This window comes from Microbacterium lemovicicum, assembly GCF_003991875.1.
Lineage (GTDB): Bacteria > Actinomycetota > Actinomycetes > Actinomycetales > Microbacteriaceae > Microbacterium > Microbacterium lemovicicum.
In genome coordinates this window covers 1,745,830-1,770,924 of sequence record NZ_CP031423.1, presented here as the reverse complement: position 1 = coordinate 1,770,924, position 25,095 = coordinate 1,745,830, and the positions used below count along the sequence as shown (strand labels likewise).

The window sequence follows — 25,095 nt, the reverse complement described above, 5'->3', positions numbered from 1 at the left end:
CGGAGGACGGAGTCCTCCTGCGGAGGGCCTAGGAGGCGGTGGGCGTGAACACGCGGAAGGAGGCGGTCACCGAGCCGGCGAGAACTCCGAGGGGAGCGCGGCTGACGTGCGCAGCGTGCGGGGCGAATCCTCCGCGGGCTGGCGTGCTGATGTTCATCATCATGATGGTGACCTCCTTTCGACTTCCGATGCGAGAAGCGACGCTAGCGCGAACGACGACGGTGCGTCAAGCCAACTCACAGAATCGCCCGACACCCGGGCGTGTCAACGACCCTTCGGCGCCGCCCGCCACGGCCTGGCTTCCCGGACCGCGGGCGCCTCTCCGGTAGCGTGAGGGCGATGATCCGACTCGGCGGAAGGCGTGCCGCATGCACCTGAAGAGCGTGACGCTCAAAGGGTTCAAGTCGTTCGCCCATCCCACCACGTTCGCCTTCGAGCCCGGGGTGACCGCGATCGTCGGCCCCAACGGCTCAGGCAAGTCGAATGTCGTCGATGCGCTGGCATGGGTCATGGGCGAGCAGGGTGCCAAGACCCTCCGCGGCGGCAAGATGGAGGACGTCATCTTCGCCGGCACCGCGACGCGCGGCCCGCTCGGTCGCGCCGAGGTGCAGCTGACGATCGACAACGCCGACGGGGCACTGCCGATCGAGTACGCCGAGGTGACGATCAGCCGCACGCTGTTCCGCAACGGCGCGAGCGAGTACGCGATCAACGGCGACACCTGCCGTCTGCTCGACGTGCAGGAGCTGCTGAGCGACTCCGGCCTCGGCCGTGAGATGCACGTCATCGTCGGTCAGGGGCGTCTGGACAGCGTGCTGCAGGCCTCGCCGGAAGACCGGCGCGGCTTCATCGAGGAAGCGGCCGGCATCCTGAAGCATCGCCGTCGCAAGGAGAAGACCCTCCGCAAGCTCGACGCGATGGAGGCCAACCTCACCCGCCTGAGCGACCTCGCGGGCGAACTCCGCCGGCAGCTCAAGCCGCTGGGACGCCAGGCCGACATCGCCCGCGAGGCCGCCGGGATCGCCGCCGAGGTGCGCGACGCGAAGGCACGGCTCTCTGCGGACGAGCTGATGCGCCTCAAGGCCGAGCTCGAGGACCACACCCGCAGCGAGCAGGAGCGGCATGCCGAGCGCATCGTGCTGCAGGACCGCGGCGCCAACCTCGCCGCCCGCATCGCCGCCCTCGAGGCGGACCAGCGGTCGGAGGACGTCGACGCCGCCCGCGGCACCGCCTTCGCGCTCGAGCGGGTGCAGGAGCGCATGCGCGGCCTGTACAGCCTCGCCGGCCAGCGTCTCTCGCTGCTGGGCGAGGACGACGACGCCGCGGTGCAGCATCCCACCGTCTCCCAAGCCATGATCGACGAGGCCCGGGCGGAGATCGACGAGATCGGCCTCGCTCGCGAGGGGGCGCAGGATGCCGCGGCCGAGGCCGCGCGCGACGTGCTGCGCGCGCGGGCCGAGCTCGATGCCCTCGACACCGACATCGCCGCGCAGAGCGCACTGGTCTCGGAGCACGACATGAAGCTCACGACGCTCCGGGGGACCGCGGAGGCCGCCGCATCCGCCCTCGGCGCCGTCCGTGCCGCGGTGGAGCGACAGCAGCGCGCGCTCGACGCCGCGACGGCCCGGCGCAGCCAGGCGGAGGAGGAGCTGGCCGCCTCTGACCCCGAGCTCGTCCCCGAGGAGTCGGCCGCCGAGCACGCCGCGGACTACGAGCGGGCGCAGCGGGACGCCGCGGAGTCGGAGGCGCAGGTCGCATCTCTGCGCGAGCGCCTGCACGCCGCGGAGCGCGAAGCGGAGGCCCTCACCGCTCAGACGAAGGCGCTCGGTCGGGCTCTCGACGTCAAGAACGGCGCGACCGAGCTCCTGACCCGCGGCGTCGCGGGGCTGCGCGGCATCGTCGGCGACGATGTGCAGGTGCGCTCCGGCTACGAGGCGGCCATCGCCGCGGCGCTCGGTCCGCTCGCCGACGGCGTCCTCGCCGACGACGCCGAGTCGGCCCTGCATGCCGCGATCGGCGTGCGCGGCGGAGACCTCGGCGTGGTCGACCTCGTGATCGCGGACGCCGCGCGCTCCGATCCCGTGCTGCCGCCGGTGGACGGTGTCGTGCACGCGACCGATGTGGTGACCGCGCCGGACGGGGTGATGGCGGTGCTCGCGCGCGTCCTCATCGCCGACGACCTGGACGGCGCGGCGGCAGCCCTGCGCGCCGTCGTGGAGGCCGAAGATCCGCTGCCCGTCACCGTGGTGACACGCGGCGGCGAGGTGGTCACGCCCAGCACGATGCGAGCGGGGTCGGGGTCGGCGCGCTCGCGGCTCGAGCTCGTCGCCGAACGGGATGCCGCGGCCGACCGTCTCGGTGAGATCACCGTCATCGCGGATTCGCTCCGCGAGGCGCTGCAGGACGCGGTGACGGCGCAGGCGGCCGCGCGACACCGCACCAAGTCGTCGCTGGAGGCGCTGCGCGCCCACGACGCCGCCCTCGCCGCGCAAGCCGAGCGGGTCAACCGCGCCTCCGTCCGGCACGAGGCGGCCGTCGCGGAGTGCGACCGGCTCGCCGCGGGACTCGCGCAGGCCGAGGCGGCCGTCGCCGACGCCGAGTCGGCGGCCGATGTCGCCCGCAACCGGCTGCGCGACGCGGAGGAGGCGCCGCGGCCGATCCTCGACGCGTCGGCCCGCGACGGCCTGCTCGAGGCGCTCGAGCTGACGCGCGACCGGGAGATGCGCGCGCGCCTGGACGTCGAGACCCTGCGCGAGCGCGTGCGGGCGACCGAGGCGCGCGTGGTGGGTCTGCAGCACCAGAGGGAGCGCGAGCGCGCCGCCGCGGAAGAGGCCGCGCGCCGCGCGGTGATCCGCCGGATGCAGCGGGAGGTCGCCGCCGACGTGGCAGCCCAGCTGCCGCCCCTCCTCGACTCCGTCGACCGCTCCGTGTCGCAGGCGCGGGTCGAGCTCGCCACCGCCGAGACGGCGCGCACCGCCCTGACCGCGGAGCTGAGCGAGCTCCGTCAGCAGGAGTCCGCCGTGCGCGAGCGGCTCGCCCGCCTTACGGAATCAGTCCACGGTCTCGAGCTGCAGATGCATGAGAAGCGGCTGCACGTGACGAGCCTGCGGGAGCGCGTGGCCTCGGAGCTCTCGCTCGACGAGAATATTCTCCTGGCGGAATACGGCCCTGGCGACGACTTCGATCGGGCCGCGGAGCGCCGCCGTCTGCAGGAGGCGGAGCGCAAGCTCGGCCAGCTCGGGCGCGTGAATCCTCTGGCTCTCGAGGAGTTCGCGGCCCTCGAGCAGCGACACCGCTTCCTCACCGAGCAGCTGACCGACCTCACCCAGACGCGTCGCGACCTGCTCACGATCATCGAAGACCTCGACGAGCGGATGCAGACGATCTTCCTGGCCGCGTTCGAGGACACGCGCACCGCGTTCGGCGAGGTCTTCCCGATCCTCTTCCCTGGCGGCACCGGCAGCATCTCGCTGACCAAGCCCGACGAGCCGCTCGTCACCGGCATCGAGGTCATGGCGCGCCCGGCGGGCAAGAAGATCGAGCGGCTGTCGCTGCTGTCGGGTGGCGAGCGGTCGCTGGCCGCGGTGGCCTTCCTGACGGCGATCTTCAAGGCCCGGCCCAGCCCGTTCTACATCCTCGACGAGGTGGAGGCCGCCCTCGACGACGCGAACCTCGGGCGGCTCCTGGGCGTCTTCGAGCAGCTGCGGGAGTCCAGCCAGCTCATCGTCATCACGCACCAGAAGCGCACGATGGAGATCGCCGACGCCCTCTACGGCGTCTCTATGCGCCAGGACGGCGTCTCGGCGGTCGTCGGCCAGCGCACGGCCGCCCGCGTCGGCTGAGCCCGCGCCAGCTCAGCCCGCGCGGCTGAACGTGCCCGGCTCGGCCCCGGCGTGCGCCGTAGGCTGGGGGCATGGCAGAGAGCTCCTGGTCGCTCGGTCGCGCGCTGCGGTCGGTCTTCGTCAAGCCCACGATCGATGAGACCACCTGGGACGACCTGGAGACCGCCCTGCTGACGGCCGACTTCGGGCCGGACATCACCGAGCGCCTCGTGGAGGAGCTGCACGAGAAGGTCGACCGGTTCCGCACGACCGATCCGCGCGACCTGCAGCGCATGCTCAAGGAGACGCTCGAGGAGCACTTCGCGAAGTTCGACACCACCCTCCGCCTGACCGAGCGGCCCGCGGTCGTGCTCGTGGTCGGCGTGAACGGCGTCGGCAAGACCACGACCATCGGCAAGTTCGCCAAGTTCCTGCAGCGCTACGGCCGCTCGGTCGTGGTGGGCGCCGCCGACACCTTCCGCGCCGCCGCCGTCGATCAGCTCGCCACGTGGGCCGAACGCGGGGGAGCCGACATCGTCCGGCCGCAGCAGGAGGGCCAGGATCCGGCATCCGTCGCCTTCCAGACGATCGACTACGCCAAGCGCACCGGCACCGAGATCGTGCTCATCGACACGGCCGGCCGCCTCCACACCAAGGGCGGCCTCATGGACGAGCTCGGCAAGATCCGGCGGGTCGTCGAGAAGCAGGCGCCGATCAGCGAGGTGCTGCTGGTGCTGGATGCCACGACCGGCCAGAACGGCGTGATGCAGGCGCAGGCGTTCCTGGAGCACGCGGGCGTCACCGGCCTCGTGCTGACCAAGCTCGACGGGTCGGCCAAAGGCGGCTTCGTCCTCGCCGTGCAGGAGCGCACCGGCATCCCCGTCAAGCTGCTCGGGCAGGGCGAGGGGATCGGCGACCTCACGGGCTTCACCCCGCACGTCTTCGCCGCCTCACTCGTGGATTGACCCCGTCCCGTCCCGACACGCAGGCGCGGCTCTACCGCCTGCGCCGCCACGCTGGTTTCATGGAGGTATGGCCATCGAACACGACTTCTTCGGACTGCTCGAGTCCGGACCCGACGGATCGATCTTCTGGTCCGAGAACGTGGAGTTCGGCGACCAGTCCGTCACGGTGGACCTGACCGCGCCCGATCAGGACGACGTGTCGCAGGCGGCGCTGGACGTCGCCGCGGCGATGGTCTCGTCACTGGAGGCCATCGATCTCGCGGCACGCAACGCGATGGTGAACGAGCTGGACAACCGCACCAGCGAGGTGACGGAGTACCTCCTGCAGCAGCAGGAGACGCTGGGAGCCGAGCTGGAGGGACTGCTCTCCGACGTCTCCGGCGACGTGCACATGGACATCATCCGGTCGATGCAGCTCATGAGCATGACGATCCTGGCCGACGAGCACGGCGGGGCCGACCCGTTCGCCGTCCTCGAGTACGCGCTCGATCCGGACGCCACCGACGACGTGCTGCTGGTGAACCTGTCGAGCGACGCCGAGGTCCTGTCGGTCACCAGCGCCGACTGACACGCGGACGCGATGCAGACGTTCCTGCCGTACCCGTCGTTCGCCCGGTCGGCCGCCGTACTGGACGCGCCCCGTCTAGGCAAGCAGCGTGTCGAGACCTTCCAGCTGCTGCGCGCCCAGACGATTCCCGACTACGGCTGGCGCCATCACCCGGCCGCGACCATGTGGGCCGGGCGCCTGCCGGCGCTGGTGGCGTACGGCCTCGCCGTGACCGACGCGTGGATCGCCGCCGGGCACGCCGACACCGTGCGCCCGAAGCTGCTGGCCTTCGCGCCCGAGGTCGACGGGGTGCCGCAGGACGAGATCGAGATGCCCGACTGGCTCGGCGACCCGGCGTTCCACCGGTCGCACCAGTCGAACCTGCTCCGCAAGGACCCCGAGTTCTACGGTCCGCTGTTCGGCGACGTGCCCGACGACCTTCCCTACGTCTGGCCCACGACCGGGCCGAGCGCCTGACCGCGAGGGGTGACGCGCTCGGCCGGCTCAGACGGCCTGGGCGAACCCCGCCTCGCTGTCGAGGGCGGCGGCCAGGTGCGCGAGGTCGACAGGGATGTCGCGGCCCTTCGACCGCATGGACTGGGCCCACAGCCGTCCAGCACGATACGACGAGCGCACGAGCGGGCCCGCGAGCACCCCGAGGAAGCCGATGCGCTCCGCCTCCTCCTTGAACTCGACGAACTCCGCGGGCTTCACCCAGCGGGCGACGGGGAGGTGACGCGGCGTCGGGCGCAGGTACTGCGTGATCGTGATGATGTCCGTGCCGGCATCGTGAAGATCCTGGAGCGCCGCGACGACCTCTTCCGGCTCCTCGCCCATGCCCAGAATGAGGTTCGACTTCGTGATCAGGCCGGCATCGCGGGCCTGCGTCAGCACCCCGAGGGAGCGGTCGTAGCGGAAGGCGGGCCGGATGCGCTTGAAGATGCGCGGCACGGTCTCGACGTTGTGCGCGAACACCTCCGGACGCGCGTCGAACACCTCACCCAGCAGAGCCGGATCTCCTGAGAAGTCGGTGGCGAGGATCTCGACCCCCGTGCCCGGGTTGTCCTGGTGGATGCGCCGCACGGTCTCGGCGTGCAGCCACGCGCCCTCGTCGGGGAGGTCGTCGCGGGCGACGCCGGTGACCGTGGCATAGCGCAGGCGCATCTTCGCGACGCTCTCGGCGACGCGTCGGGGCTCGTCGGTGTCGTAGTCGGCGGGCTTGCCGGTGTCGATCTGGCAGAAGTCGCACCGCCGCGTGCACTGCGCCCCGCCGATGAGGAACGTCGCCTCGCGGTCCTCCCAGCACTCGAAGATGTTCGGGCAGCCGGCCTCCTGACACACCGTGTGCAGGCCCTCGTCCTTGACGAGCGCGTGGAGCTCCGTGTACTCCGGTCCGAGCTTCGCGCGCGTCTTGATCCACTCGGGCTTGCGCTCGATCGGCGTCTGCGCGTTGCGCACCTCGAGCCGCAGCATCCGCCGTCCGTCGGGCGCCGCGACGCTCACGCCGCGACCCCCGCGTACTCGGCCCGGAAGACGTCGACGATCGCGTCGTAGACGGTGCGCGGGGAGACGTCGCGTCCCACCACCTCGCTGACGGTCGTCACGCCGGCGTCGGTGATGCCGCACGGGATGATGCCGCGGAAGCTGGCGAGGGTGTTGTCGCAGTTGACCGCGAATCCGTGCATGGTGACGTCGCGCTCGACGCGGACCCCGATGGCCGCGACCTTGTCGACCGACAGCGGTCGCCGCACCCAGACGCCGCTGCGGCCTTCGACCTGATGGCCGTCGACGCCGTGCCGGCGCAGCGCCTCGATGAGGAGCCGTTCGATGCGGCGGACGTGCGCGACCACGTCGACGGGCTGCGGCAGACGCACGATCGGATAGCCGACCAGCTGTCCCGGTCCGTGCCACGTGATCTTGCCGCCGCGGTCGACGTCGATCACCGGCGTGCCGTCGGTCGGCCGCTCGTGCGGCTCCGTCCGCCGGCCGGCGGTGTAGACCGGGTCGTGCTCGAGGAGGATCAGGGTGTCGGGGCGCTCCCCGCTCACCACCTCGCCGTGGATGCGCCGCTGCAGCGCCCACCCCTCGGCATAGGGCACCGTGCCGGGTGCGAGACCTGCGTCGACAACGTCCAGCATGAGCGACTCCGCTTCTTTCTGTATTGCGTCCAACAATACGCCGCATGCCTCACCGCGGTGACTCTGCCAGGGTGGGTGTCGTGGCGGATGCACCGATCGGACGACCGCGCGCCTCCTCGCGGGAGGTGCTCGCCGAGGCGGCGTGCGAGCTGTTCCTCGAGCGCGGCTACGACGCCACCTCCGTGGCCGACATCACCTCCCGGGCGGGCGTGAGCCGGTCGAGCTTCTTCAACTACTTCTCGTCGAAGGGCGATGTGCTCTGGTCGGGGCTCGACGAGCGCATCACCCGCCTCGCCGCGCAGCTCGGAGACGACGAGGGGGCGGATGCTGCGGCATCCGTCCGCTCCCTGGTGCTCTCCGCGGGCGATGACCTGGCGCCCGACAGCCTCGCCCTCGCGATCGCGCAGGCCGACGCGATGGGGATCGTCGACGAGCTGCGCCGCGAGGCGGCGCTCCGCCGCGCGCGCATCGCGGCGTCGGTCGCGGAGCGGCTGCGCCGCGGCGGGGCCGCTCCGCTCCGCAGCGAAGTGCTCGGCGCGGCCTACGGCGGGGCGGTGCTCGCGGCCGTGGAGCGGTGGGCGCTGGACGGACCGGGGCGGGCCCCTCTCGCGGGCGTCCTGGCCCGGGCGGTCGACGAGGTCGCCGCACTCCCCGCGGCAGGCTGACGCCGCACGCGAGCGGTCGCGCGCCGCTCCCGTAAACTCGAGGGATCATGGCGACTTTCGGCACCCTCTCCGACCGGCTCACCGAGACCTTCCGCAACCTCCGCACCAAGGGCAAGCTGACGCCCGCGGACGTCGACGGAACCGTCCGCGAGATCCGGCGCGCCCTCCTCGACGCCGACGTGGCGCTCGTGGTGGTGAAGGAGTTCACGGCGAAGGTGCGCGAGCGCGCGCTCGGCGACGAGGTCAACCGCGCGCTGAACCCCGCGCAGCAGGTCGTGCAGATCGTCAACGAGGAGCTCATCGCGATCCTCGGCGGCCAGCAGCGCCGTCTGCAGTTCGCCAAGAACCCGCCGACGGTCATCATGCTCGCGGGCCTGCAGGGCTCGGGGAAGACGACCTTCGCCGGCAAGCTCGCGAAGATGCTCGAGAAGGACGGTCACACCCCGCTCCTCGTCGCCGCCGACCTCCAGCGTCCGAACGCCGTCAACCAGCTGCAGGTCGTCGCCGGTCAGGCCGGCGCCGCGGTCTACGCGCCGCAGCCCGGCAACGGCATCGGCAACCCCGTGCAGGTGGCGCGCGACGGCGTCGAGGTGGCTCGCCGTCAGCAGCACGACGTCGTCATCATCGACACCGCCGGACGCCTCGGCGTCGACGCCGACCTCATGAAGCAGGCCGCCGACATCCGGCGCGCGGTCGATCCCGACGAGGTGCTGTTCGTCATCGACGCGATGATCGGCCAGGACGCCGTCAACACGGCCAAGGCCTTCCAGGACGGCGTGGACTTCACCGGCGTCGTGCTCAGCAAGCTCGACGGCGACGCCCGCGGTGGCGCCGCGCTGTCGGTGGCGTCGGTCACCGGGCGTCCGATCGTCTTCGCCTCGACGGGCGAGGGGCTGGACGACCTCGAAGCCTTCCACCCCGACCGCATGGCGTCGCGCATCCTCGACCTCGGCGACATCCTCACCCTCATCGAGCAGGCACAGGGCGCCTTCGACGAGGCCGAGGCGCTGAAGATGGCGGAGAAGCTCGCGACCGAGAGCTTCACGCTGGAGGACTTCCTCGAGCAGATGCAGCAGCTCAAGAAGATGGGCTCGATGAAGAAGATGCTCGGCATGCTGCCGGGCATGGGCCAGATGAAGCAGCAGCTCGACGACTTCGACGAGAAGGAGATCGACCGCACCGAGGCGATCATCCGCTCGATGACCCCGGGGGAGCGGCGCAACCCGAAGGTGCTGAACGGCTCGCGGCGCCTGCGCATCGCCCGCGGCTCGGGCATGACCGTCACCGACGTGAACGCCCTCGTCAACCGCTTCGAGCAGGCCGCCAAGATGATGAAGACCGTCGCGCGCGGCGGCGTGCCCAACATCCCCGGAATGGGCCCCGTGCCCGGTGCCGGACGCCCGGGGGCCTCCGCCAAGCGCGGACGGTCGCAGAAGAGCGTGAGCGGCTCCCGCTCGGGCAACCCGGCGAAGCGCGCCGCGGAGAACGCGGGCATCGCGGCCGCGGCGCCGGCGTCGCCAACCGGATCGGGCTTCGGCCTGGGCGGCTCGAAGCAGCCGACCGAAGCCGACCTCGCGGAGCTTCAGAAGCTGCTCGGCAAGGGCTGAGCCCTCCGCTCAGAGCGCGATGTCCGCTTCCGCGAGGGCGGACAGCACGGTGGCGCGCAGCTCGCGCTGACCGGCGGCGTTCGGGTGCTCCTCGTCCCACTGGAGCAGGTCGGCGCGACCGTGCAGCGGCTGCCCGATGTCGACGAATCGGCCGCCGACGGCCTCCACCGCCTCCTGCAGCGCGTCGGAGCTCCACGCGATCGCGTCGGGCGCGTCCCACGACGGGTTCCACAGCGTGCTGAGCCCCACGATGCGCGCGTCCGGCGCCGCGTCGTGCAGCGCGGTGACCACGTCCATCGTCGCGGTGTCCAGATCGTCGGCGTCCTCGTCGGCGTCGTTATCGGAGGACTGCACGATGATCAGGGACGGATGCTGCGCCGCCGCCTCCTCGATGAGCCCGGCGAAGTCGGTGTCGCAGTCGCCCACGGCCACGAAGCCGGCGCCGCTGCAGCTGATGTTGACCACGTCGCGTCCCGTGGAATCGCCCATGAGCGCGGGCCACGCCTCGTCGGGGTCGAGACCGTACCCCGCCATGATCGAGTCGCCGATCGTCACGATGACGCCACCGTCGACGTCGTCGGTCGTACCGGCGTAGGCTCCTTCGTCGGCCTCAGTTTGGCCGGCGTCCACGCCGCCGAGCACGGAGGTCCCAGACGTCGAGGGCGCGGCGGCCGTCGGGAGGACGCGCGAGGGCTGCTCCGCCGCGCAGCCGGCCGTGGTGAGCACCAGAGCGACCGCAGACAGGGCGAGAAGGCGGCGCACGACCGGGGAAGAGGGTCTCGGCGCACGCACGGGGTCACGCTACGCCCGCGTTCTGTGAGGTGCCCGGGCGAGGGGCAGGAGGGCGCCTTCCCCGACCCGTGGCCGGCTCGGGCGGCGTTCTCAGTGACCCAGCGACGCGAGGTGCTCGCGAAGCGTCGGGCCGGCGCGGAACTCGCGGATCAGATGGTGCACGACCTCGCGCAGATCGCCGTCCGCCGCGTCGGCGATGAGCGTCTGGCGGGTGGAGCTCGCACCCTGGCTGAGGATCGTCTCGAGCCCGCCGAACTCGCGCGCGCACTTGAGGTCGACGGCGATGTCGGCGACCTCCTCCATCGTCTCGCGGAGATGCGAGACCACATCGCGCTGCGTGCCGTCGGCGTCGACGATGACGCGTGCGTCCAGCCCGTAGCGGGCGGCACGCCATTTGTTCTCCCGGACGAACCAGGGCGGGATGGTCGGGAGGGTGCGGCCCTCGTCGAGCCGGCGGGAGAAGTGCTCGACGAGCACCTGCACGAGGGATGCCACGGCCGCGAGCTCCGGAAGCGTCGACATGCCGTCGCAGGCGCGCACTTCGATGGTGCCCCAGCGCGGCGCCGGGCGGATGTCCCACCGCACCTCGGTCGCGTCGGCGATGACCCCCGTCGCCACCATGTCGTCGAGGTACGACTCGAACTGGGCCCAGTCCTGGAGCGGCCAGGGCAGGCCGGCGGTCGGCAGCTGCTGGAAGACCAGGGCCCGGTTGGAGGCGTAGCCGGTGCGCTCTCCGGCCCAGAACGGGCTCGACGCCGAAAGCGCCTGCAGGTGCGGGAGGTAGATCGCCAGGGCGTTGATGATCGGGAAGACCTTCTTCACGTCGTCCACCCCGACGTGCACGTGGATGCCCCAGATCATCATGTTGCGCCCCCACCACTGGGTGCGCTCGATGAGCGTGTGGTACCTCGTCTTGTCGGTGATCCGCTGGTCGTACCACTGCGCGAACGGGTGGCTGCCGGCGCAGAGGAGCTCGATGCCCAGCGGATCGCTCACCGACCGTACGGCCGCGATCGCGTCGGCCACGTCGTCGACGGCCGCCGCGACGGTGTCGCCGATGCCGCTGGTGACCTCGACCGTGTTCGTGAGCAGCTCGCCGGTGACCGTGTAGCGCTCGAGTGCGCTGGCGTCCTCGATGCCGGCGAGCACCTCGGGAGCGCGGGGCACGAGGTCGCCCGTCTCGCCGTCGGCCAGCATGATCTCCCACTCCAGCCCGACGGATGATCGGGACGAGGGGGCGAAGGGCTCCGTCATGGGGACAGTGTGGCATGCGGGCGCCCGCGAGGGCGCGGGCGGCACGGCACGGCGGCGGAGGTGTCCGCGAAACCCCGATCGGTCTGGCAGAATAGAGGGTCGGACGTGATGCTCGACCCTCTATCCAGCATCGCGACCACCCTTTCAGAGCTTCCGCCGGGTGTGCACCCCACTCTCCAGGCGTCCGGTTCGATCCACTTCACACAATTCAGGAGAATCGTGGCTGTCAAGATCCGCCTCAAGCGCATGGGCAAGATCCGTGCGCCGTACTACCGCATCGTCGTCGCCGACTCGCGCACCAAGCGCGATGGTCGTGTCATCGAGGAGATCGGCAAGTACCACCCCACCGAGGAGCCCTCGTTCATCGAGGTCGACTCCGACCGCGCGCAGTACTGGCTCTCCGTCGGCGCCCAGCCGACCGAGCAGGTCGCTGCGCTGCTGAAGCTCACGGGCGACTGGGGCAAGTTCAAGGGTGACAAGGACGCCGTCTCGACGGTCCGCGTCAAGGAGCCCAAGGCCGCCTTCGAGGTCGACGCGTCCAAGAAGTCCGTCGTGAAGCCCAAGGCGGAGAAGCCGGCCGCGCCGGTCGAGTCCGCCGAGCCGGCCGCCGACGCGACCGACTCCGAGTAGACCGTTGCTGGCCGCCGCGCTCGAGCACGTCGTCAAGGGGATCGTGGATCACCCGGACGACGTCACCATCCGCTCCTCGACGTCGCCTCGCGGCGACGTCCTCGAGGTGCGCGTGCACCCCGATGACCGGGGTCGCGTGATCGGGCGCGGCGGACGCACGGCCAAGGCCCTGCGCACCGTCGTCACTGCTCTGGCCGACGGACGCCGCGTGCGCGTCGACGTCGCCGATGACTGACGTGGCCAAACCCTCCCGCACACAGCTCCGCGTGGGTCGCCTCGTGAAGGCCCACGGGCTCAAGGGCGCCCTCAAGATCGAGCTCTACACCGACGAGCCCGACCGGCGTTTCGCCACCGGGGCGACGTTCACCCTTCAGGTTCCCGAGTCCTCTCCGTGGCACGGCCGACCGCTCACCGTCCGCGAGTTCCGGTGGATGAACAGCCACCCCGTCGCGTTCTTCGAAGGCGTGGACGACCGCTCCGCCGCCGAAGAGCTCGTCAAGGCGATTCTCTGGATTGACGAGGACTCCGAGGCGTCCGTCCCGGAGGACGACGCCTGGTACGACCACCAGCTCGTGGGACTCGACGTGGTCCGCGACGGCGAGGTCGTCGGCACCGTGGCGCGCGTGGACCACTTCCCCGCGCAGGATCTGCTCGCCGTTCGCGTGGGCGACGAGGAGATCCTCGTCCCGTTCGTGAAGGCCATCGTGCCCGAGGTCGACATCGAGGCCGGACGCGTCGTCGTCACCCCTCCCGCCGGGCTCTTCGAGGCGCTCGAGGGCGAAGAGAAGGATGCTCCGTCCGTCTCCTCCGACGACGCTGACGCGGCTGACGCAGCCGACGAGTCGGACACGGACGACGAATCCGCCGTAGACGATGACTCCGCGACGGACGATCACTCCGTGACGGACGACAGCGACGACGCGGACACCGCCGGGCGCTGACGTGCGCACTTCGGCTGACTCCGCTCGCTCAGCGCACCGCATAGACGTCGTCTCGATCTTCCCGGGCTTCTTCGACGTCCTCGAGGTCTCGCTGCTCGGTCGCGCCCGCGTCGCGGGTCTGCTCGACGTGCGCGTACACGACCTCCGGGACTGGACGACCGACCGCCACCGCACGGTGGACGACACGCCCTACGGCGGCGGTGCGGGGATGGTCATGAAGGCCGAGCCGTGGGCGCAGGCGATCGACGCGATCGCCGAAGACGCGGCATCCGAGCCCGTCATCATCTTCCCGTCACCCGCAGGCGAGCGCTTCACCCAGGCGACGGCCCGCGAGCTCTCGGAGGAGCCGCACCTCGTCTTCGCGTGCGGGCGCTATGAGGGGATCGACGAGCGTGTCTACACGCACGCCGCGAGCCGCGGACGCGTGCGGGCGATCAGCCTCGGCGACTACGTGCTCAACGGCGGTGAGGTGGCCGCGATGGCCATGATCGAAGCGGTGGGGCGCCTCATCCCCGGTGTCGTCGGCAATCCCGCAAGCCTGGTGGAGGAGTCGCACGAAGACGGACTCCTCGAGTACCCCTCGTACACGAAGCCGGCCGTCTGGCGCGGCCTCGAGGTGCCGCCGGTCCTGCTGAGCGGCAACCACGGCGCAATCGCCGCGTGGCGGCGCGAGCAGCAGGTGCAGCGCACGCGCGAGCGCCGGCCCGACCTCCTGCCGGACTGAGGCCAGCGCTCCTCCGAGTCGGACCGGGGAATCAGCCGACGCCGAGGAACGAGCGGTCCGTGAGGATCACGGGGCCGCCCGCGGTGATCGCGACCGTGTGCTCCGAGTGCGAGCCGCGCGATCCGTCGGCGCTGCGGAGGGTCCAGCCGTCGGGGTCGGTGATCAGCTCGTCCGTGTGGGCGAGGAACCAGGGCTCGAGCGCGAGCACCAGGCCGTCGCGCAGCGGATACCCACGGCCCGGCTTGCCGTCGTTCGGAACGTGCGGGTCGCCGTGCATGGTGCGCCCCACGCCATGACCGCCGAAGTCGGTGTTGACCGAGTAGCCGTCGCCGTGCGCCACGGCGGCCACCGCGGCGGAGATGTCGCCGATGCGGTTGCCGACCACGGCGGCCTGGATCGCAGCATCCAGCGCCCGCTCGCTCGTGTCGATGAGGGCGAGATCCTCGTCGCGCGGCGTGCCGACGACGAACGAGACCGCGGAATCGGCCACCCAGCCGTCGACGGCGACGGCGAAGTCGAGCGTGACCAGGTCGCCGTCGCGCAGGTCGTAGTCGTGGGGGAGACCGTGAAGCACCGCGTCGTTGATGGACGTGCAGATCACCTTCCCGAACGGGCTTGCGCCGAACGAGGGGTGGTAGTCGATGTAGCACGACTCGGCACCCGCCCGACGGATGAGATCGTGCGCGCGGCGATCGATGCTCAGCAGGTTGGTGCCCACCTTCGTCTCGTCGCGGAGCGTCGCCAGGGTCTCGGCGACGAAGCGTCCGGCGGGCTTCATCGCCTCGATCTCGGCAGGGGTGCGCAGCTCGATCATCCTCGTCCTCTCGTTCTCCTCCATTGTGTCTGATCGACCCGCGGCGCGATCACGGAGACCCCTCGACCGTCTGTGAAGATCCCCGGGATCCGGTCACGGGACCGACCCGATCGTTAGCCTGGAGGCATGTGGCTCCGACGTGCCTTCTACAGCTGGCTCCTCCCCGCGGCCGTCGTGCTGCCCCTCTGGCTGCTGATCGGCTGGGGCGTGTTCAACGCGGGCGGCTGGGCCTTCGCGTGGGTGCTCTTCGTCGCGATCCCGTCCGTGTTCCTCGGTCAGCTGGCGCTCGGGCTCCTCGTGCGGGCGCGCGGCACGGTCCGGGCGGAACGCGCGGTGTCCTGGTGGGATGTCCTCGGCTTCGGGGTGTGGCACGCACTCACCGTGTCGCTGGGGTTCTTCTCCGCCGCCTGGTGGCTGCCCGTCATGATCCTGACCGTGCTCGTCGGGCTCGGTCTGTTCTGGCTGCAGCTGTGGCAGCTCTGGCGCGAGACCCGTGGCGCGACGGTCGCCTACCTCCGGACGGCCGAGGGCATGGCCTACCTGCCGCCTCAGAACGAGGACCGGGTGCGCGACCGCGCGCGCCAGCATGCCGAGGTGATCGTCCTCAGCGAGGGCGGCGGCCCGCAGACCGGCCACCCGCACCCGGGCAACGGCCGCTGAGAGCCGCAGGCGGTTTTGGCCGCCACCGCCATCCGTGACAGAATGGGCGTTCGTGCCTGAAAGGTTCTGCCTCAGGGGAACCCCACCATCGTCTCGGACGTGGTCGGTCTCGGGTACACGACATCCTTTTCCTTAGAATCCCGCGGTCGACCTGTGGCGGCCGCAGAGAGAAACGATCATGCAGATCCTCGACGTCGTCGACGCAGCCTCACTGCGCTCCGACATCCCCGCCTTCGCCCCCGGCGACAACGTGAAGGTGCACGTCAACATCACGGAGGGCAACCGCTCCCGTGTCCAGGTCTTCCAGGGCATCGTCATCGGCCGCTCCGGCGACGGCGTTCGCGAGACCTTCACGGTCCGCAAGATCAGCTTCCAGGTGGGCGTCGAGCGCACCTTCCCGGTGCACTCCCCGGTGATCGACCACATCGAGGTCGTCACCCGCGGTGACGTGCGTCGCGCGAAGCTCTACTACCTCCGCAACCTGCGCGGCAAGAAGGCCAAGATCAAGGAGAAGCGCGACCGCTGAGTCGAGCTCTTCCCCGACGGCCCCGGAACCTCGTTCCGGGGCCGTCGGCGTTCCCGGGCGCACGGACGGCCGCCTGATCCGTCCTCCGCGCGCCGGACGCGGACGGCGCCGGAATCGCCGCGTCTCCGCGCGTCGACGGCACGGGGATGTGCGACGCTTATCCCTGCGCATCTCGTCTCCCGATGCGTCACGCAAAGGATCCCATGACGACCGAGCACACGGCCTCCGCGTCTCCGAGCCCCGCCCGGCCGGACGCCGGCGACGCCCCCGCTCGCCGGCGCGGCTGGCTGTACTTCCTGCGCGACGTGCTCGTGATCGTGCTCATCGCGATCCTGGTGTCGTTCCTCGTCAAGACGTTCCTCGTGCGGTCGTTCTACATCCCCTCCGGGTCGATGGAGAACACGCTGCAGGTCAAGGACCGCATCCTCGTCGACGAGATCACCCCGCGATTCGGCGAGTACAGCCGCGGCGATGTCGTGGTCTTCCGCGACCCGGGCGGGTGGCTGCCTCCCTCGACGTCTCCTGCACGTCCGCCGCTGGTCGAGGCCGGCGACTGGCTGCTGTCGCTCGTCGGTCTGTCGGCGCCCGACAGCGACGACCACCTCATCAAGCGCATCATCGGACTGCCCGGCGATCACGTGGTGTGCTGCAACGGCATCGGGCAGCTGACGGTCAACGGGGTCCCCGTGGACGAGACGCCGTACACGAAGCTCGCCCCGTCCGACCCCGCCTCCGCCATCCCCTTCGACGTCACCGTCCCCGAGGGATCGCTGTGGGTGCTGGGCGACAATCGCAACCAGTCCAAGGACTCCCGCTACAACACCGACCAGCCCGGCCGCGGCTTCGTGCCGATCGACAACGTCGTGGGGCGCGCCTTCGTCATCACGTGGCCGTTCGACCGCTTCGGCGTGCTCGACTTCCATCACGAGGTGTTCGCCGGCGTTCCGGCTCCCGCCGCCGGGGGCGCATCGAAGTGACGGTCGTCGAGCCACGTCTCACCCTCGAGCGCCGGCTGCTGCGCGAGCATCCGCTCGTGATCGCGTGCGACGAGGTCGGCCGCGGGGCCCTCGCGGGCCCCGTCGCCGTCGGCGCCGCCGTGGTCGACGCCCGGGATGCGCGCCGGCGCGTGCCCGCGGGCCTGCGCGACTCCAAGCTCGTACCCGAGCACAGACGGGCGGATGTCGCGGCCCGTGCCGCGTCGTGGGTGTCGGCCAGTGCCGTGGGGTGGGCCTCATCCACCGAGATCGACGAGGTGGGCATCATGCGCGCGCTCGGCAACGCCGCGCTGCGGGCGCTGGCCGAGCTGCGGGGCGCGGGCGTCCGTGCGGAGGACTGCATCGTGATCCTCGACGGCAACTACGACTACATCTCGGCGGCGGGCGGATCCGGACTCAACGTGCGTCCGGTGATCAAAGCCGACCGCGACTGCGCGAGCGCGGCCGCGGCATCCGTCATCGCCAAGGTGGCCCGCGATGAGCTGATGGGCGACCTGCACCACGGCCAGCCGCACTACCAATGGGCGCGCAACAAGGGGTATGCCAGCCCGGAGCACCGCGACGCCATCCGCTCGCGCGGCATCAGCGTGCATCACCGCTCGTCGTGGTCGATCGCGGACGCGCCGACGCTGTTCTGACGTCGTCCGGGCCTCGGCGCCCACGCCTAGGATGGACTCACCATGGATGACGAGGTCTTCGAAGACTACGACCGCGAACTCGAGCTCGCGCTGTACCGCGAGTACCGCGACGTCGTGTCGCAGTTCCAGTACGTGATCGAGACCGAGCGCCGGTTCTACCTCGCGAACGAGGTCGATGTCGTGCGGCGGGACACCGAACACGACTTCTACTTCGAGATCTCCATGACGGACGTCTGGGTCTGGGACATCTACCGCGCCGACCGGTTCGTGAAGTCGGTCCGGGTGCTGACCTTCAAGGACGTCAACGTCGAAGAGCTCACGCGCCGCGACTTCCACCTTCCCGAAGAGCTGTCGCTCGACTCCTGAGGCTCCTCCCCAGCGGGTGATGACTGCGGTCATGCCTCCGATCGGCTCGCTCCGCCCATTCTGAGCGTCTCCGCCGCGCGAGCATCGCGTCATGGCGAAGAAGGACGAACGAGGGCGCGCGGGCGAGGACCGCGCCGAGGAGCATCTGCGATCCCTGGGGTGGGAGGTGCTCGACCGCAACTGGCGCACCGGCGAGGGTGAGCTCGACCTCGTGGCCGCGACGGCGTCCGCGCTGGTCGTCGTCGAGGTCAAGACGCGCGCGGGGGAGGCGTTCGGCCATCCGCTCGAAGCGATCGATGCGCGCAAGCGCCGCCGGCTCTGGCGGCTCGCGATGGCCTGGGTCGCCGCTCATCCCGCCGCCGTGCAGGGCCGACGCCTGCGCGTCGACGCGGTCGCGATCACCGGCCCCGATCCGCGCACCGCTCGGCTCGAGCACCTCGAGGACGTCGCATGACCGTCGCTCGGACGTGGGCCGTCGCGCTCGCGGGGCTGGAGGGCGCGCTCGTGGAGGTCGAGGCCGACCTCACCAACCAGATCCCCGATTTCCGCATCATCGGCCTGCCCGACAAGGCGCTCGCCGAGGCCGTGCAGCGCGTCCACAACGCGTGCGCGAACAGCGACCTGCCGCTGCCTCGCCGACGCCTGACCGTGAACCTGTCACCCGCGAGCCTTCCGAAGCAGGGGTCCGGCTTCGACGTCGCGGTGGCCATCGCGTGCCTCGCCACGGAGATTCCGATGGATGCCGCTTCCGTGGCCGCCACGGTGCACCTCGGGGAGCTCGGACTCGACGGGAGACTCCGGCCCATTCCGGGCGTGCTGCCGTCCGTGCTCGCCTCCGCCCGCGCGGGAATCGGCCGCGTCGTGGTGCCCTACGCCAACCTCGAGGAGGCACGGCTGGTGCAGGGCGTGGAGGTGCTCGGAGCGGTCAGTCTCGGCGACGTCGCACGCTGGCACGGCGCCGACATCGCCGTGCGGGAGCGCGAGCCCGTCACCCAGCCCGCGACGACGACGCTGCGGGCACCCGATCGCGAGCTCGCCGAGGTGATCGGCCAGCGCGACGCCGTCGACGCCCTCGTCGTCGCGGCCGCCGGCGGTCACCACATCCTCATGAGCGGACCTCCGGGCGCCGGCAAGACGATGCTCGCGGAGCGGCTCCCCGGCATCCTCCCGCCGCTCGACGACGAAGCCGCCCTGGCGTCGGCGTCGATCCGGTCGCTGGCGGGGGAGCGGATCGCCGACCTGGAGCGCACACCGCCGTTCGAGGCCCCGCACCACAGCGCGAGCGTCGCGGCCCTCGTCGGCGGCGGGAGCCGCCTGATCCGTCCCGGGGCGATCGCCCGCGCGAGCGACGGCGTCCTCTTCCTCGACGAGGCCGGGGAGTTCGCCTCCTCCGCGCTCGACGCCCTGCGGCAGCCTCTGGAGAGCGGAGCCATCACCATCAGCAGGGCCGGGGCGACGGCATCCTTCCCCGCACGATTCCAGCTCGTCGTGGCGACCAATCCGTGTCCGTGCGGCAACTACGGCGTGCCCGGCGGCGCGTGCGTCTGCCCGCCGATCGCCATCCGCCGCTACCTGGGCCGCCTCTCCGGTCCGCTGATCGACCGCATCGACATCGAGCTCTCGATGCGGCGGGTGTCCGTCGCCCACGCCGGGGCCGCCGAACCCGGCACCACCACGGCGGAGGCGAAGGTCCGGGTGGGCGAGGCGCGCGAACGAGCCGCACGGCGCCTCCGCGCCACGCCGTGGCGGCTCAACGCGCAGGTGTCGGGTGCATGGCTGAGGCAGGGGCCGCTCGCGCCGCCGCCCGTCGTGCGACGGCCGCTCGATGCGGCGCTGCACCGCGGCTCCCTCACGCTGCGCGGCTACGACCGGGTGCTGCGCGTGGCGTGGTCGCTCGCGGATCTCAGCCGACATGACCGCCTCGACGCGCAGCACATCGGTCGCGCCCTGTTCCTGAAAAGGGGCATCACCGCATGACCGGTCCCGACCTGGATCCGCGCTCCGCGCGCGAGGCGCTGAGCGGCATCGTGGGCGGAGTGGAAGCGATGTCCGACGAGGCTGTGGAGGATCGGTATGCGCGGCTGGTGTGGAGCACCCTGGTCGAGCCCGGGGACAGCGTCGCACACCGTTTCGTGTCCGCCCTCGGGCCGGCGGCGGCGCTGGGGGAGCTGCGCGTCGACATGGCGCCGGACGTCTTCGTGCGCGCGGGGATCGATGCGTCCGACGGCGACCGGGGTGCGCGCCGCTGGCTGCCGAGACGGGCGGGCGACGCCGTGCGGACGGCGCTCGAAGCGGCCCGCAGGGCGCGGTGCGTCTCCCTGTGTCCAGAGGATGAGCACTGGCCTGCCCGGGTGGACGACCTCGGAGCGCACGCGCCCCTGGCTCTGTGGGTGCGCGGTGATCCCGCGCTCCTCTCCGCGCCGGCCCCTGCGCTGGCCCTGGTGGGAGCGCGCGCGGCGACCGGTTACGGCGAGGCCGTCGCGGTGGAGCTCGGCGCGAGCCTGGCCGCCACCGGCATCACCATCGTGTCGGGGGCGGCCTACGGCATCGACGGAGCCGCCCACCGTGCCGCGCTGGGGGCCGGCGGCACGACGTTCGCACTTCTCGCCGGCGGTGTCGATCGCCCCTATCCCGTGGGCCATTCCGACCTCATCGGTCGCATCGTGTCGACGGGGGCGGTCGTGAGCGAGGCGCCGTGCGGCACCGCGCCGACCAAGTGGCGATTCCTCCAGCGGAACCGGCTGATCGCCGCGCTGAGCGATGCCACGGTGGTGGTCGAAGCGGGCTGGCGCAGCGGTTCCTTGAACACCGCCGCGCACGCCGCGTCGCTCGGGCGCCCGCTGGGCGCGGTGCCCGGACCGATCACGAGCGCGGCGTCGACGGGGTGCCATCGGCTCCTGCGGGAGTTCGACGCCCGTTGCATCACCTCCGCCGATGACGCGCGCGAGCTGCTCGCGCTGGACGGCGACGCGCTGTGGCCGACTTCCGGCGACCCGCTCGCAGAGCACCGCCCGCGCACCGACGATCGCTCGCGCGTGCTCGACGCACTCAGCACGCGCACGTGGCGGACCGGCGGCGACATCGCCCGCCTCGCCGGGATGGCGCAGGAGGACGTCGAGGGTGTGCTGGGCCTGCTCCTGCTCGAGGGAGGCGTGCAGAGCGGCTCGGCGGGATGGCGCATGCTCCCGCGCGCGGCGTCCCCGGGCATCGGGCGGTGACGGGCATGCTGGGAGCATGCGCATCGAGGAGGCCATCGCGGCGTGGACCGCGCACCTCGCCGACGTGCGCCGCCTCTCGCCCGCCACCGTGCGCGCCTACCGCAGCGACCTCGCCGACCTGGCCGCGACGGTCGCACCCGCCGTGACCGAGCTCACCGACGTCGACCTCGAGCATCTGCGGGAGTGGGCGTGGCGTGCCACCCAGTCGGGAGCGGCGCGCGCGACCGTGGCCCGTCGCACCGCGGCGGCCCGCGCCTTCTTCGCCTGGGCGCTCGAGAGCGGTCTCATCGAGACGGATCCGAGCCTGCGTCTCATCGCCCCCAAGCGCGCGCGGACGCTGCCCGCCGTCGCCTCGGCGGCCTCGATGCAGGAGGTCCTGGATGCTGCGGCCGCCCGTACCGCGGACGGCGACCCGCTCGCGCTGCGCGACCACGCCGTCCTCGAACTGCTCTACGGGGCGGCGGTGCGCGTGTCGGAGCTGTGCGGGCTGGACGACGGCGACGTCGACCTCGGACGCCGCACCGCCCGGGTGCGCGGCAAGGGGTCGAAGGATCGCGTCGTGCCGTTCGGCGGACCGGCGGCCGCGGCGCTCGACGCCTATCTGCGGACCGGGCGCCCGGCGTTGCGGGCTCGGGCGGCGGATCCGACGAACGGCGGCCGAGGTGGAGCTGCCGGCACCGCGCAGCGGACGACGGCGCGCGACGCAGGTCTGACCTCCGCACCGGCCCTCTTCCTCGGAGCGCGGGGCGGGCGGCTCTCCACGCGCACCGTGTACGACCTGGTCTCGCGCACCGTCGGGGCGGCCATGGGGTCGTCGGCCACCGGTCCGCACGCCCTGCGGCACTCCGCCGCCACCCACCTGCTCGACGGTGGTGCCGACCTGCGCTCGGTGCAGGAGATGCTCGGCCACGCGAGCCTCGGCACGACCCAGATCTACACCCACGTGTCGAGCGAGCGGCTCGTCTCGACGTACAAGCTCGCCCACCCGCGCGCCTGACGCTCGACGCCGCCGCGGGCGGCACGCCGCCCCGGCGCACGCCGCCCCGGCGCACTCCGCCACGACGGGGAGGCGCGAGACGTTCCGGTGGCCCCTGCGCCTAACCTGGACTCATGCGCACACGCTCGGCCCGTCACTCCATCGCCGCGCTCGCGACCGCGGGCGCGCTGGCCGTCGTCCTGTCCGGCTGCGTCCCGATGGGCTCCTCCTCGAACGGCGGCGACTCCGCCCCGCGGCCCGGAACGAGCACCTCGGCCGGAGATGCGACGTCCGGCTCCTCCCGCACTCAGGGCTCTGCCGGGCCGGTCGACTGCGGCGGAGCGGCCGTCACGGTCGCGGACGACGCCCGGGACCACACGGTCACCGGCGACTGCCCGTACGTCGTGGTGGCCGGCGCCGACATCGAGCTCGACGCGCGGGATGCCCGGATCGGGACGCTGGAGATCGCGGGGGATCGGGCCGAGGTCGACGCCGGCGACGTCAACACGCTCACGGTGGCCGGCCAGGAGAACGAGGTCGACGTGAGCGCCATCGACTCCATCGTGCTCAACGGCGACCGCAACGAGGTCGAGGTGCAGGCGCGGGCAGGATCCGTCGCCGTCAACGGCAACGACAACTCCGTGACGGCCACGGAGCTGGGCACCGTCCTCGACCAGGGCCAGCGCAACTCCGTCCGCACCGGCGACTGACCTGCCGAACCGCGCACGGCTGTCGGCCGCAGGGGCGTGTCAGCGCATCGAGATCCTCGTCCGCGCGGAACCGACGAACGCACGCGGCGAGGCGGCGCGCGTCAGCAGCACGGCAGCAGCACCGCCCGGGGGATGTCACCGAGGAGCAGCAGCGGGTTGATGTAACGCCCGTCCAGCCGCACACCGAAGTGCACCGTGCCGGCCGCCGCATGCCCGCCCGAGCCCAGGGTGGCGACCGGCGCTCCGCGCGCGACGATCGTGCCGGGAGCGAGGTCCGACGCGGCCGGCTCGAGCGTCGTGACCAGCCCGCCGCCGTGATCGATCGTGAGGATGCCACGTCCGGCCACCGACCCGGCGAACGCCACCACTCCGTCCGCCGGCGCGCGGAGCGCCTCCCCGCCCACCAGATCGAGGTCGATGCCGCGGTGTCCCGGCCCGTACTCGTGCGCGGGTGCCGCGAACGGACGCACAAGTCGGAACGGCTCGGCCGGCCACACCCATCCGAGCGCCGCGAGGTCGACCGCCTCCGTGGCCGAACCCGCCGTCGGACCCGTGATCGCAGCGCGCGAGTCGACGGCAGCGACCCCCGCTCCGGGGTCGGCTGCAGCCGGTCCACCCGAACTCACCATCGACACCACGATCGCGGCGGCCCAGAGAAGCCGGGAAGAACGCTGCCGCGCACGTCGGGCCCGCCCTGACGCTGCGCGGGGATGCACGGTCGGGAGCAGCATCCGTCCACTGTCGTGCAGTCCTCCGGCGCCGGACGCCGCCACCAGCTCGCTCCGGGGAACGGGGCGCCCCTGCCACCATGGGGAGGACGCGCGACCCGGCTGATACACTGAGAACTGCACCTCGGATATCGGGGTGACTTCGCGTGCCCTCAGCGCTGCGATCCCGGTCTGCGGATCAGGGTCAGGCGCGGCATCCCCACCCATCGGTCTCCCGCGGTCCTCCGCGGGTGCGGGCATGGAGCCGGGGCACCAGGATCGCCGGTCGAACGCACCGGCGGAGACAACCGCAGACGGCGCATTCGCGCCGAGAACAGGAGAACGGCCATGGCCGTCGTCACCATCCGCCAGCTGCTCGACAGCGGCGTGCACTTCGGACACCAGACCCGCCGGTGGAACCCGAAGGTGAAGCGCTTCATCCTCACCGAGCGCTCCGGCATCCACATCATCGACCTCCAGCAGTCGCTGTCGTACATCGACAAGGCGTACGAGTTCGTGAAGGAGACCGTCGCCCACGGCGGCACCGTCCTCTTCGTCGGCACGAAGAAGCAGGCCCAGGAGGTCATCGCCGAGCAGGCGACCCGCGTCGGCCAGCCCTACGTCAACCAGCGCTGGCTCGGTGGTCTCCTGACCAACTTCAGCACCGTCTCCAAGCGCCTCGCGCGCATGAAGGAGCTCGAGGAGCTCAACTTCGAGGACCCCGCCGCGAGCGGGTTCACCAAGAAGGAGCTGCTGATCAAGAAGCGCGAGCTCGACAAGCTGCACAAGTCGCTCGGCGGAATCCGCAACCTGACCAAGACGCCGTCGGCGATCTGGGTCATCGACGCCAAGCGCGAGCACCTCGCGATCAACGAGTCGCGCAAGCTCGGCATCCCCGTGATCGGCATCCTCGACACGAACGCCGACCCGGACGAGTTCCAGTACCCGATCCCCGGCAACGACGACGCGATCCGCTCGGTGGGCCTGCTCACCCGCATCATCGCCGACGCCGCGGCCGAGGGCCTGATCCAGCGTCACCAGCCCACCGACGAGTCCGAGGCCGCCGAGCCCCTGGCCGACTGGGAGCGCGAGCTGCTCGAGCAGGGCTCCGCGGGCACCGAGAAGGTCGCCGACGAGAACATCGCCGCGACGGACACCGCTGACGCGGTCGACGTCGAGGCCGAGACCATCGCCGCCACCGAGTCCGACGCCGACGCCGCGGGCGCCGCTGCGCACGACTCGGCCGTCGCCGCCGAGGCGGGCGAGCCGGCCGCCGAGGTCGCCGACGCCGAGGCCGCTGACGCCAAGTAACACCCCCGGCGGGTGACGAGCGGCCGATCGCCGCTCGACACCCGCCTCGGATCCGCTCGGCGAGGTCCGTCGCGTATCGCCGCGACGACC

General features: G+C 71.7%; 27 protein-coding genes. 21 read left to right on the top strand and 6 right to left on the bottom strand.

Features of this window, described 5'->3' with window-relative positions; all coding sequences use genetic code 11:
• Positions 1 to 368 precede the first annotated feature (368 nt).
• The 4 genes from smc (at position 369) to CVS47_RS08235 (ending at position 5,810) form a co-directional block, all read left to right on the top strand.
• The gene (gene smc / locus CVS47_RS08250; RefSeq protein ID WP_127095654.1) at positions 369 to 3,842 is read left to right on the top strand and encodes a chromosome segregation protein SMC; all 3,474 of its coding nucleotides are present in this window, start codon (positions 369 to 371) and stop codon (positions 3,840 to 3,842) included.
• Between the two features lie 71 nt (positions 3,843 to 3,913).
• On the top strand, positions 3,914 to 4,786 hold the full coding sequence (gene ftsY / locus CVS47_RS08245) for a signal recognition particle-docking protein FtsY (RefSeq protein ID WP_127095653.1): 873 nt from the start codon (positions 3,914 to 3,916) through the stop codon (positions 4,784 to 4,786).
• A 67-nt stretch (positions 4,787 to 4,853) separates the two neighbouring features.
• Positions 4,854 to 5,354 carry a DUF2004 domain-containing protein gene (locus CVS47_RS08240; RefSeq protein WP_127095652.1) on the top strand — a complete coding sequence of 167 codons (501 nt, stop codon included), beginning with the start codon at positions 4,854 to 4,856 and terminating at the stop codon, positions 5,352 to 5,354.
• 12 nt (positions 5,355 to 5,366) lie between these two features.
• Positions 5,367 to 5,810, top strand: a complete 444-nt coding sequence (locus CVS47_RS08235; protein ID WP_127095651.1) for an MSMEG_6728 family protein — start codon at positions 5,367 to 5,369, stop codon at positions 5,808 to 5,810.
• A gap of 27 nt (positions 5,811 to 5,837) precedes the next feature.
• On the opposite strand, the gene lipA is transcribed toward CVS47_RS08235, so the two are convergent.
• Positions 5,838 to 6,806, bottom strand: a complete 969-nt coding sequence (lipA, locus tag CVS47_RS08230; RefSeq protein ID WP_127097257.1) for a lipoyl synthase — start codon at positions 6,804 to 6,806, stop codon at positions 5,838 to 5,840.
• A 26-nt stretch (positions 6,807 to 6,832) separates the two neighbouring features.
• Positions 6,833 to 7,471, bottom strand: coding sequence for a lipoyl(octanoyl) transferase LipB (lipB, locus tag CVS47_RS08225; RefSeq protein WP_127095650.1), 639 nt, complete (start codon positions 7,469 to 7,471; stop codon positions 6,833 to 6,835).
• Between the two features lie 80 nt (positions 7,472 to 7,551).
• Here lipB and CVS47_RS08220 point away from each other — a divergent pair, with 80 nt between their 5' ends.
• Entirely contained in the window at positions 7,552 to 8,136 is a 585-nt protein-coding gene (locus CVS47_RS08220; RefSeq protein ID WP_241240325.1) for a TetR/AcrR family transcriptional regulator, read from the top strand.
• A 47-nt stretch (positions 8,137 to 8,183) separates the two neighbouring features.
• On the top strand, positions 8,184 to 9,743 hold the full coding sequence (gene ffh, locus CVS47_RS08215; protein ID WP_127095648.1) for a signal recognition particle protein: 1,560 nt from the start codon (positions 8,184 to 8,186) through the stop codon (positions 9,741 to 9,743).
• A 9-nt stretch (positions 9,744 to 9,752) separates the two neighbouring features.
• Here the strand turns inward: ffh and CVS47_RS08210 are convergent, their stop codons facing one another.
• Positions 9,753 to 10,535 carry an SGNH/GDSL hydrolase family protein gene (locus CVS47_RS08210; RefSeq protein ID WP_241240324.1) on the bottom strand — a complete coding sequence of 261 codons (783 nt, stop codon included), beginning with the start codon at positions 10,533 to 10,535 and terminating at the stop codon, positions 9,753 to 9,755.
• Between the two features lie 90 nt (positions 10,536 to 10,625).
• Positions 10,626 to 11,789: a glutamate--cysteine ligase gene (locus CVS47_RS08205; protein ID WP_127095647.1), complete on the bottom strand. Its 1,164-nt coding sequence runs from the start codon at positions 11,787 to 11,789 to the stop codon at positions 10,626 to 10,628.
• A gap of 219 nt (positions 11,790 to 12,008) precedes the next feature.
• Here CVS47_RS08205 and rpsP point away from each other — a divergent pair, with 219 nt between their 5' ends.
• The 4 genes from rpsP to trmD are packed head-to-tail and all read left to right on the top strand — an operon-like array spanning position 12,009 to position 14,084.
• Positions 12,009 to 12,419: a 30S ribosomal protein S16 gene (rpsP, locus tag CVS47_RS08200; RefSeq protein ID WP_127095646.1), complete on the top strand. Its 411-nt coding sequence runs from the start codon at positions 12,009 to 12,011 to the stop codon at positions 12,417 to 12,419.
• A 4-nt stretch (positions 12,420 to 12,423) separates the two neighbouring features.
• The gene (locus CVS47_RS08195; RefSeq protein ID WP_127095645.1) at positions 12,424 to 12,654 is read left to right on the top strand and encodes an RNA-binding protein; all 231 of its coding nucleotides are present in this window, start codon (positions 12,424 to 12,426) and stop codon (positions 12,652 to 12,654) included.
• Complete coding sequence (rimM, locus tag CVS47_RS08190; protein WP_127095644.1) at positions 12,647 to 13,360, top strand: ribosome maturation factor RimM; 714 nt, start codon at positions 12,647 to 12,649, stop codon at positions 13,358 to 13,360. The genes CVS47_RS08195 and rimM overlap by 8 nt, the downstream gene beginning before the upstream one ends.
• 1 nt (position 13,361) lies before the next feature.
• Positions 13,362 to 14,084: a tRNA (guanosine(37)-N1)-methyltransferase TrmD gene (gene trmD / locus CVS47_RS08185; protein ID WP_127095643.1), complete on the top strand. Its 723-nt coding sequence runs from the start codon at positions 13,362 to 13,364 to the stop codon at positions 14,082 to 14,084.
• A 31-nt stretch (positions 14,085 to 14,115) separates the two neighbouring features.
• Here the strand turns inward: trmD and map are convergent, their stop codons facing one another.
• Positions 14,116 to 14,898: a type I methionyl aminopeptidase gene (gene map, locus CVS47_RS08180; protein ID WP_127095642.1), complete on the bottom strand. Its 783-nt coding sequence runs from the start codon at positions 14,896 to 14,898 to the stop codon at positions 14,116 to 14,118.
• A gap of 126 nt (positions 14,899 to 15,024) precedes the next feature.
• Here map and CVS47_RS08175 point away from each other — a divergent pair, with 126 nt between their 5' ends.
• The 10 genes from CVS47_RS08175 to CVS47_RS08130 all read left to right on the top strand — a co-directional run bounded on the left by CVS47_RS08175 (position 15,025) and on the right by CVS47_RS08130 (position 22,987).
• Positions 15,025 to 15,558: an MFS transporter permease gene (locus tag CVS47_RS08175; protein WP_127095641.1), complete on the top strand. Its 534-nt coding sequence runs from the start codon at positions 15,025 to 15,027 to the stop codon at positions 15,556 to 15,558.
• Between the two features lie 178 nt (positions 15,559 to 15,736).
• Positions 15,737 to 16,084, top strand: coding sequence for a 50S ribosomal protein L19 (gene rplS, locus CVS47_RS08170; RefSeq protein WP_127095640.1), 348 nt, complete (start codon positions 15,737 to 15,739; stop codon positions 16,082 to 16,084).
• A 203-nt stretch (positions 16,085 to 16,287) separates the two neighbouring features.
• A complete protein-coding gene (gene lepB / locus CVS47_RS08165) occupies positions 16,288 to 17,061 on the top strand; it encodes a signal peptidase I (RefSeq protein WP_127095639.1) in 774 nt (257 codons plus the stop codon).
• Positions 17,058 to 17,717 (top strand): ribonuclease HII, encoded by a 660-nt coding sequence (locus CVS47_RS08160; RefSeq protein WP_127095638.1) that lies wholly within the window; start codon positions 17,058 to 17,060, stop codon positions 17,715 to 17,717. Before lepB ends, CVS47_RS08160 begins: the two co-directional genes overlap by 4 nt.
• A gap of 42 nt (positions 17,718 to 17,759) precedes the next feature.
• Complete coding sequence (locus CVS47_RS08155; RefSeq protein WP_127095637.1) at positions 17,760 to 18,083, top strand: DUF2469 family protein; 324 nt, start codon at positions 17,760 to 17,762, stop codon at positions 18,081 to 18,083.
• 91 nt (positions 18,084 to 18,174) lie between these two features.
• Positions 18,175 to 18,537 carry a YraN family protein gene (locus CVS47_RS08150; protein ID WP_127095636.1) on the top strand — a complete coding sequence of 121 codons (363 nt, stop codon included), beginning with the start codon at positions 18,175 to 18,177 and terminating at the stop codon, positions 18,535 to 18,537.
• Complete coding sequence (locus tag CVS47_RS08145) at positions 18,534 to 20,060, top strand: YifB family Mg chelatase-like AAA ATPase (RefSeq protein ID WP_127095635.1); 1,527 nt, start codon at positions 18,534 to 18,536, stop codon at positions 20,058 to 20,060. Before CVS47_RS08150 ends, CVS47_RS08145 begins: the two co-directional genes overlap by 4 nt.
• Positions 20,057 to 21,301 (top strand): DNA-processing protein DprA, encoded by a 1,245-nt coding sequence (gene dprA / locus CVS47_RS08140; protein ID WP_127095634.1) that lies wholly within the window; start codon positions 20,057 to 20,059, stop codon positions 21,299 to 21,301. The genes CVS47_RS08145 and dprA overlap by 4 nt, the downstream gene beginning before the upstream one ends.
• 16 nt (positions 21,302 to 21,317) lie before the next feature.
• Positions 21,318 to 22,298 carry a tyrosine-type recombinase/integrase gene (locus CVS47_RS08135; protein WP_127095633.1) on the top strand — a complete coding sequence of 327 codons (981 nt, stop codon included), beginning with the start codon at positions 21,318 to 21,320 and terminating at the stop codon, positions 22,296 to 22,298.
• Between the two features lie 113 nt (positions 22,299 to 22,411).
• Positions 22,412 to 22,987: a DUF3060 domain-containing protein gene (locus tag CVS47_RS08130; protein WP_127095632.1), complete on the top strand. Its 576-nt coding sequence runs from the start codon at positions 22,412 to 22,414 to the stop codon at positions 22,985 to 22,987.
• A gap of 101 nt (positions 22,988 to 23,088) precedes the next feature.
• On the opposite strand, the gene CVS47_RS08125 is transcribed toward CVS47_RS08130, so the two are convergent.
• Positions 23,089 to 23,616, bottom strand: a complete 528-nt coding sequence (locus tag CVS47_RS08125; protein WP_127095631.1) for a murein hydrolase activator EnvC family protein — start codon at positions 23,614 to 23,616, stop codon at positions 23,089 to 23,091.
• 426 nt (positions 23,617 to 24,042) lie between these two features.
• Between CVS47_RS08125 and rpsB the strand changes: the two genes are divergently transcribed.
• Positions 24,043 to 25,005, top strand: coding sequence for a 30S ribosomal protein S2 (gene rpsB / locus CVS47_RS08120; RefSeq protein WP_127095630.1), 963 nt, complete (start codon positions 24,043 to 24,045; stop codon positions 25,003 to 25,005).
• The last annotated feature ends 90 nt before the right edge of the window (positions 25,006 to 25,095 follow it).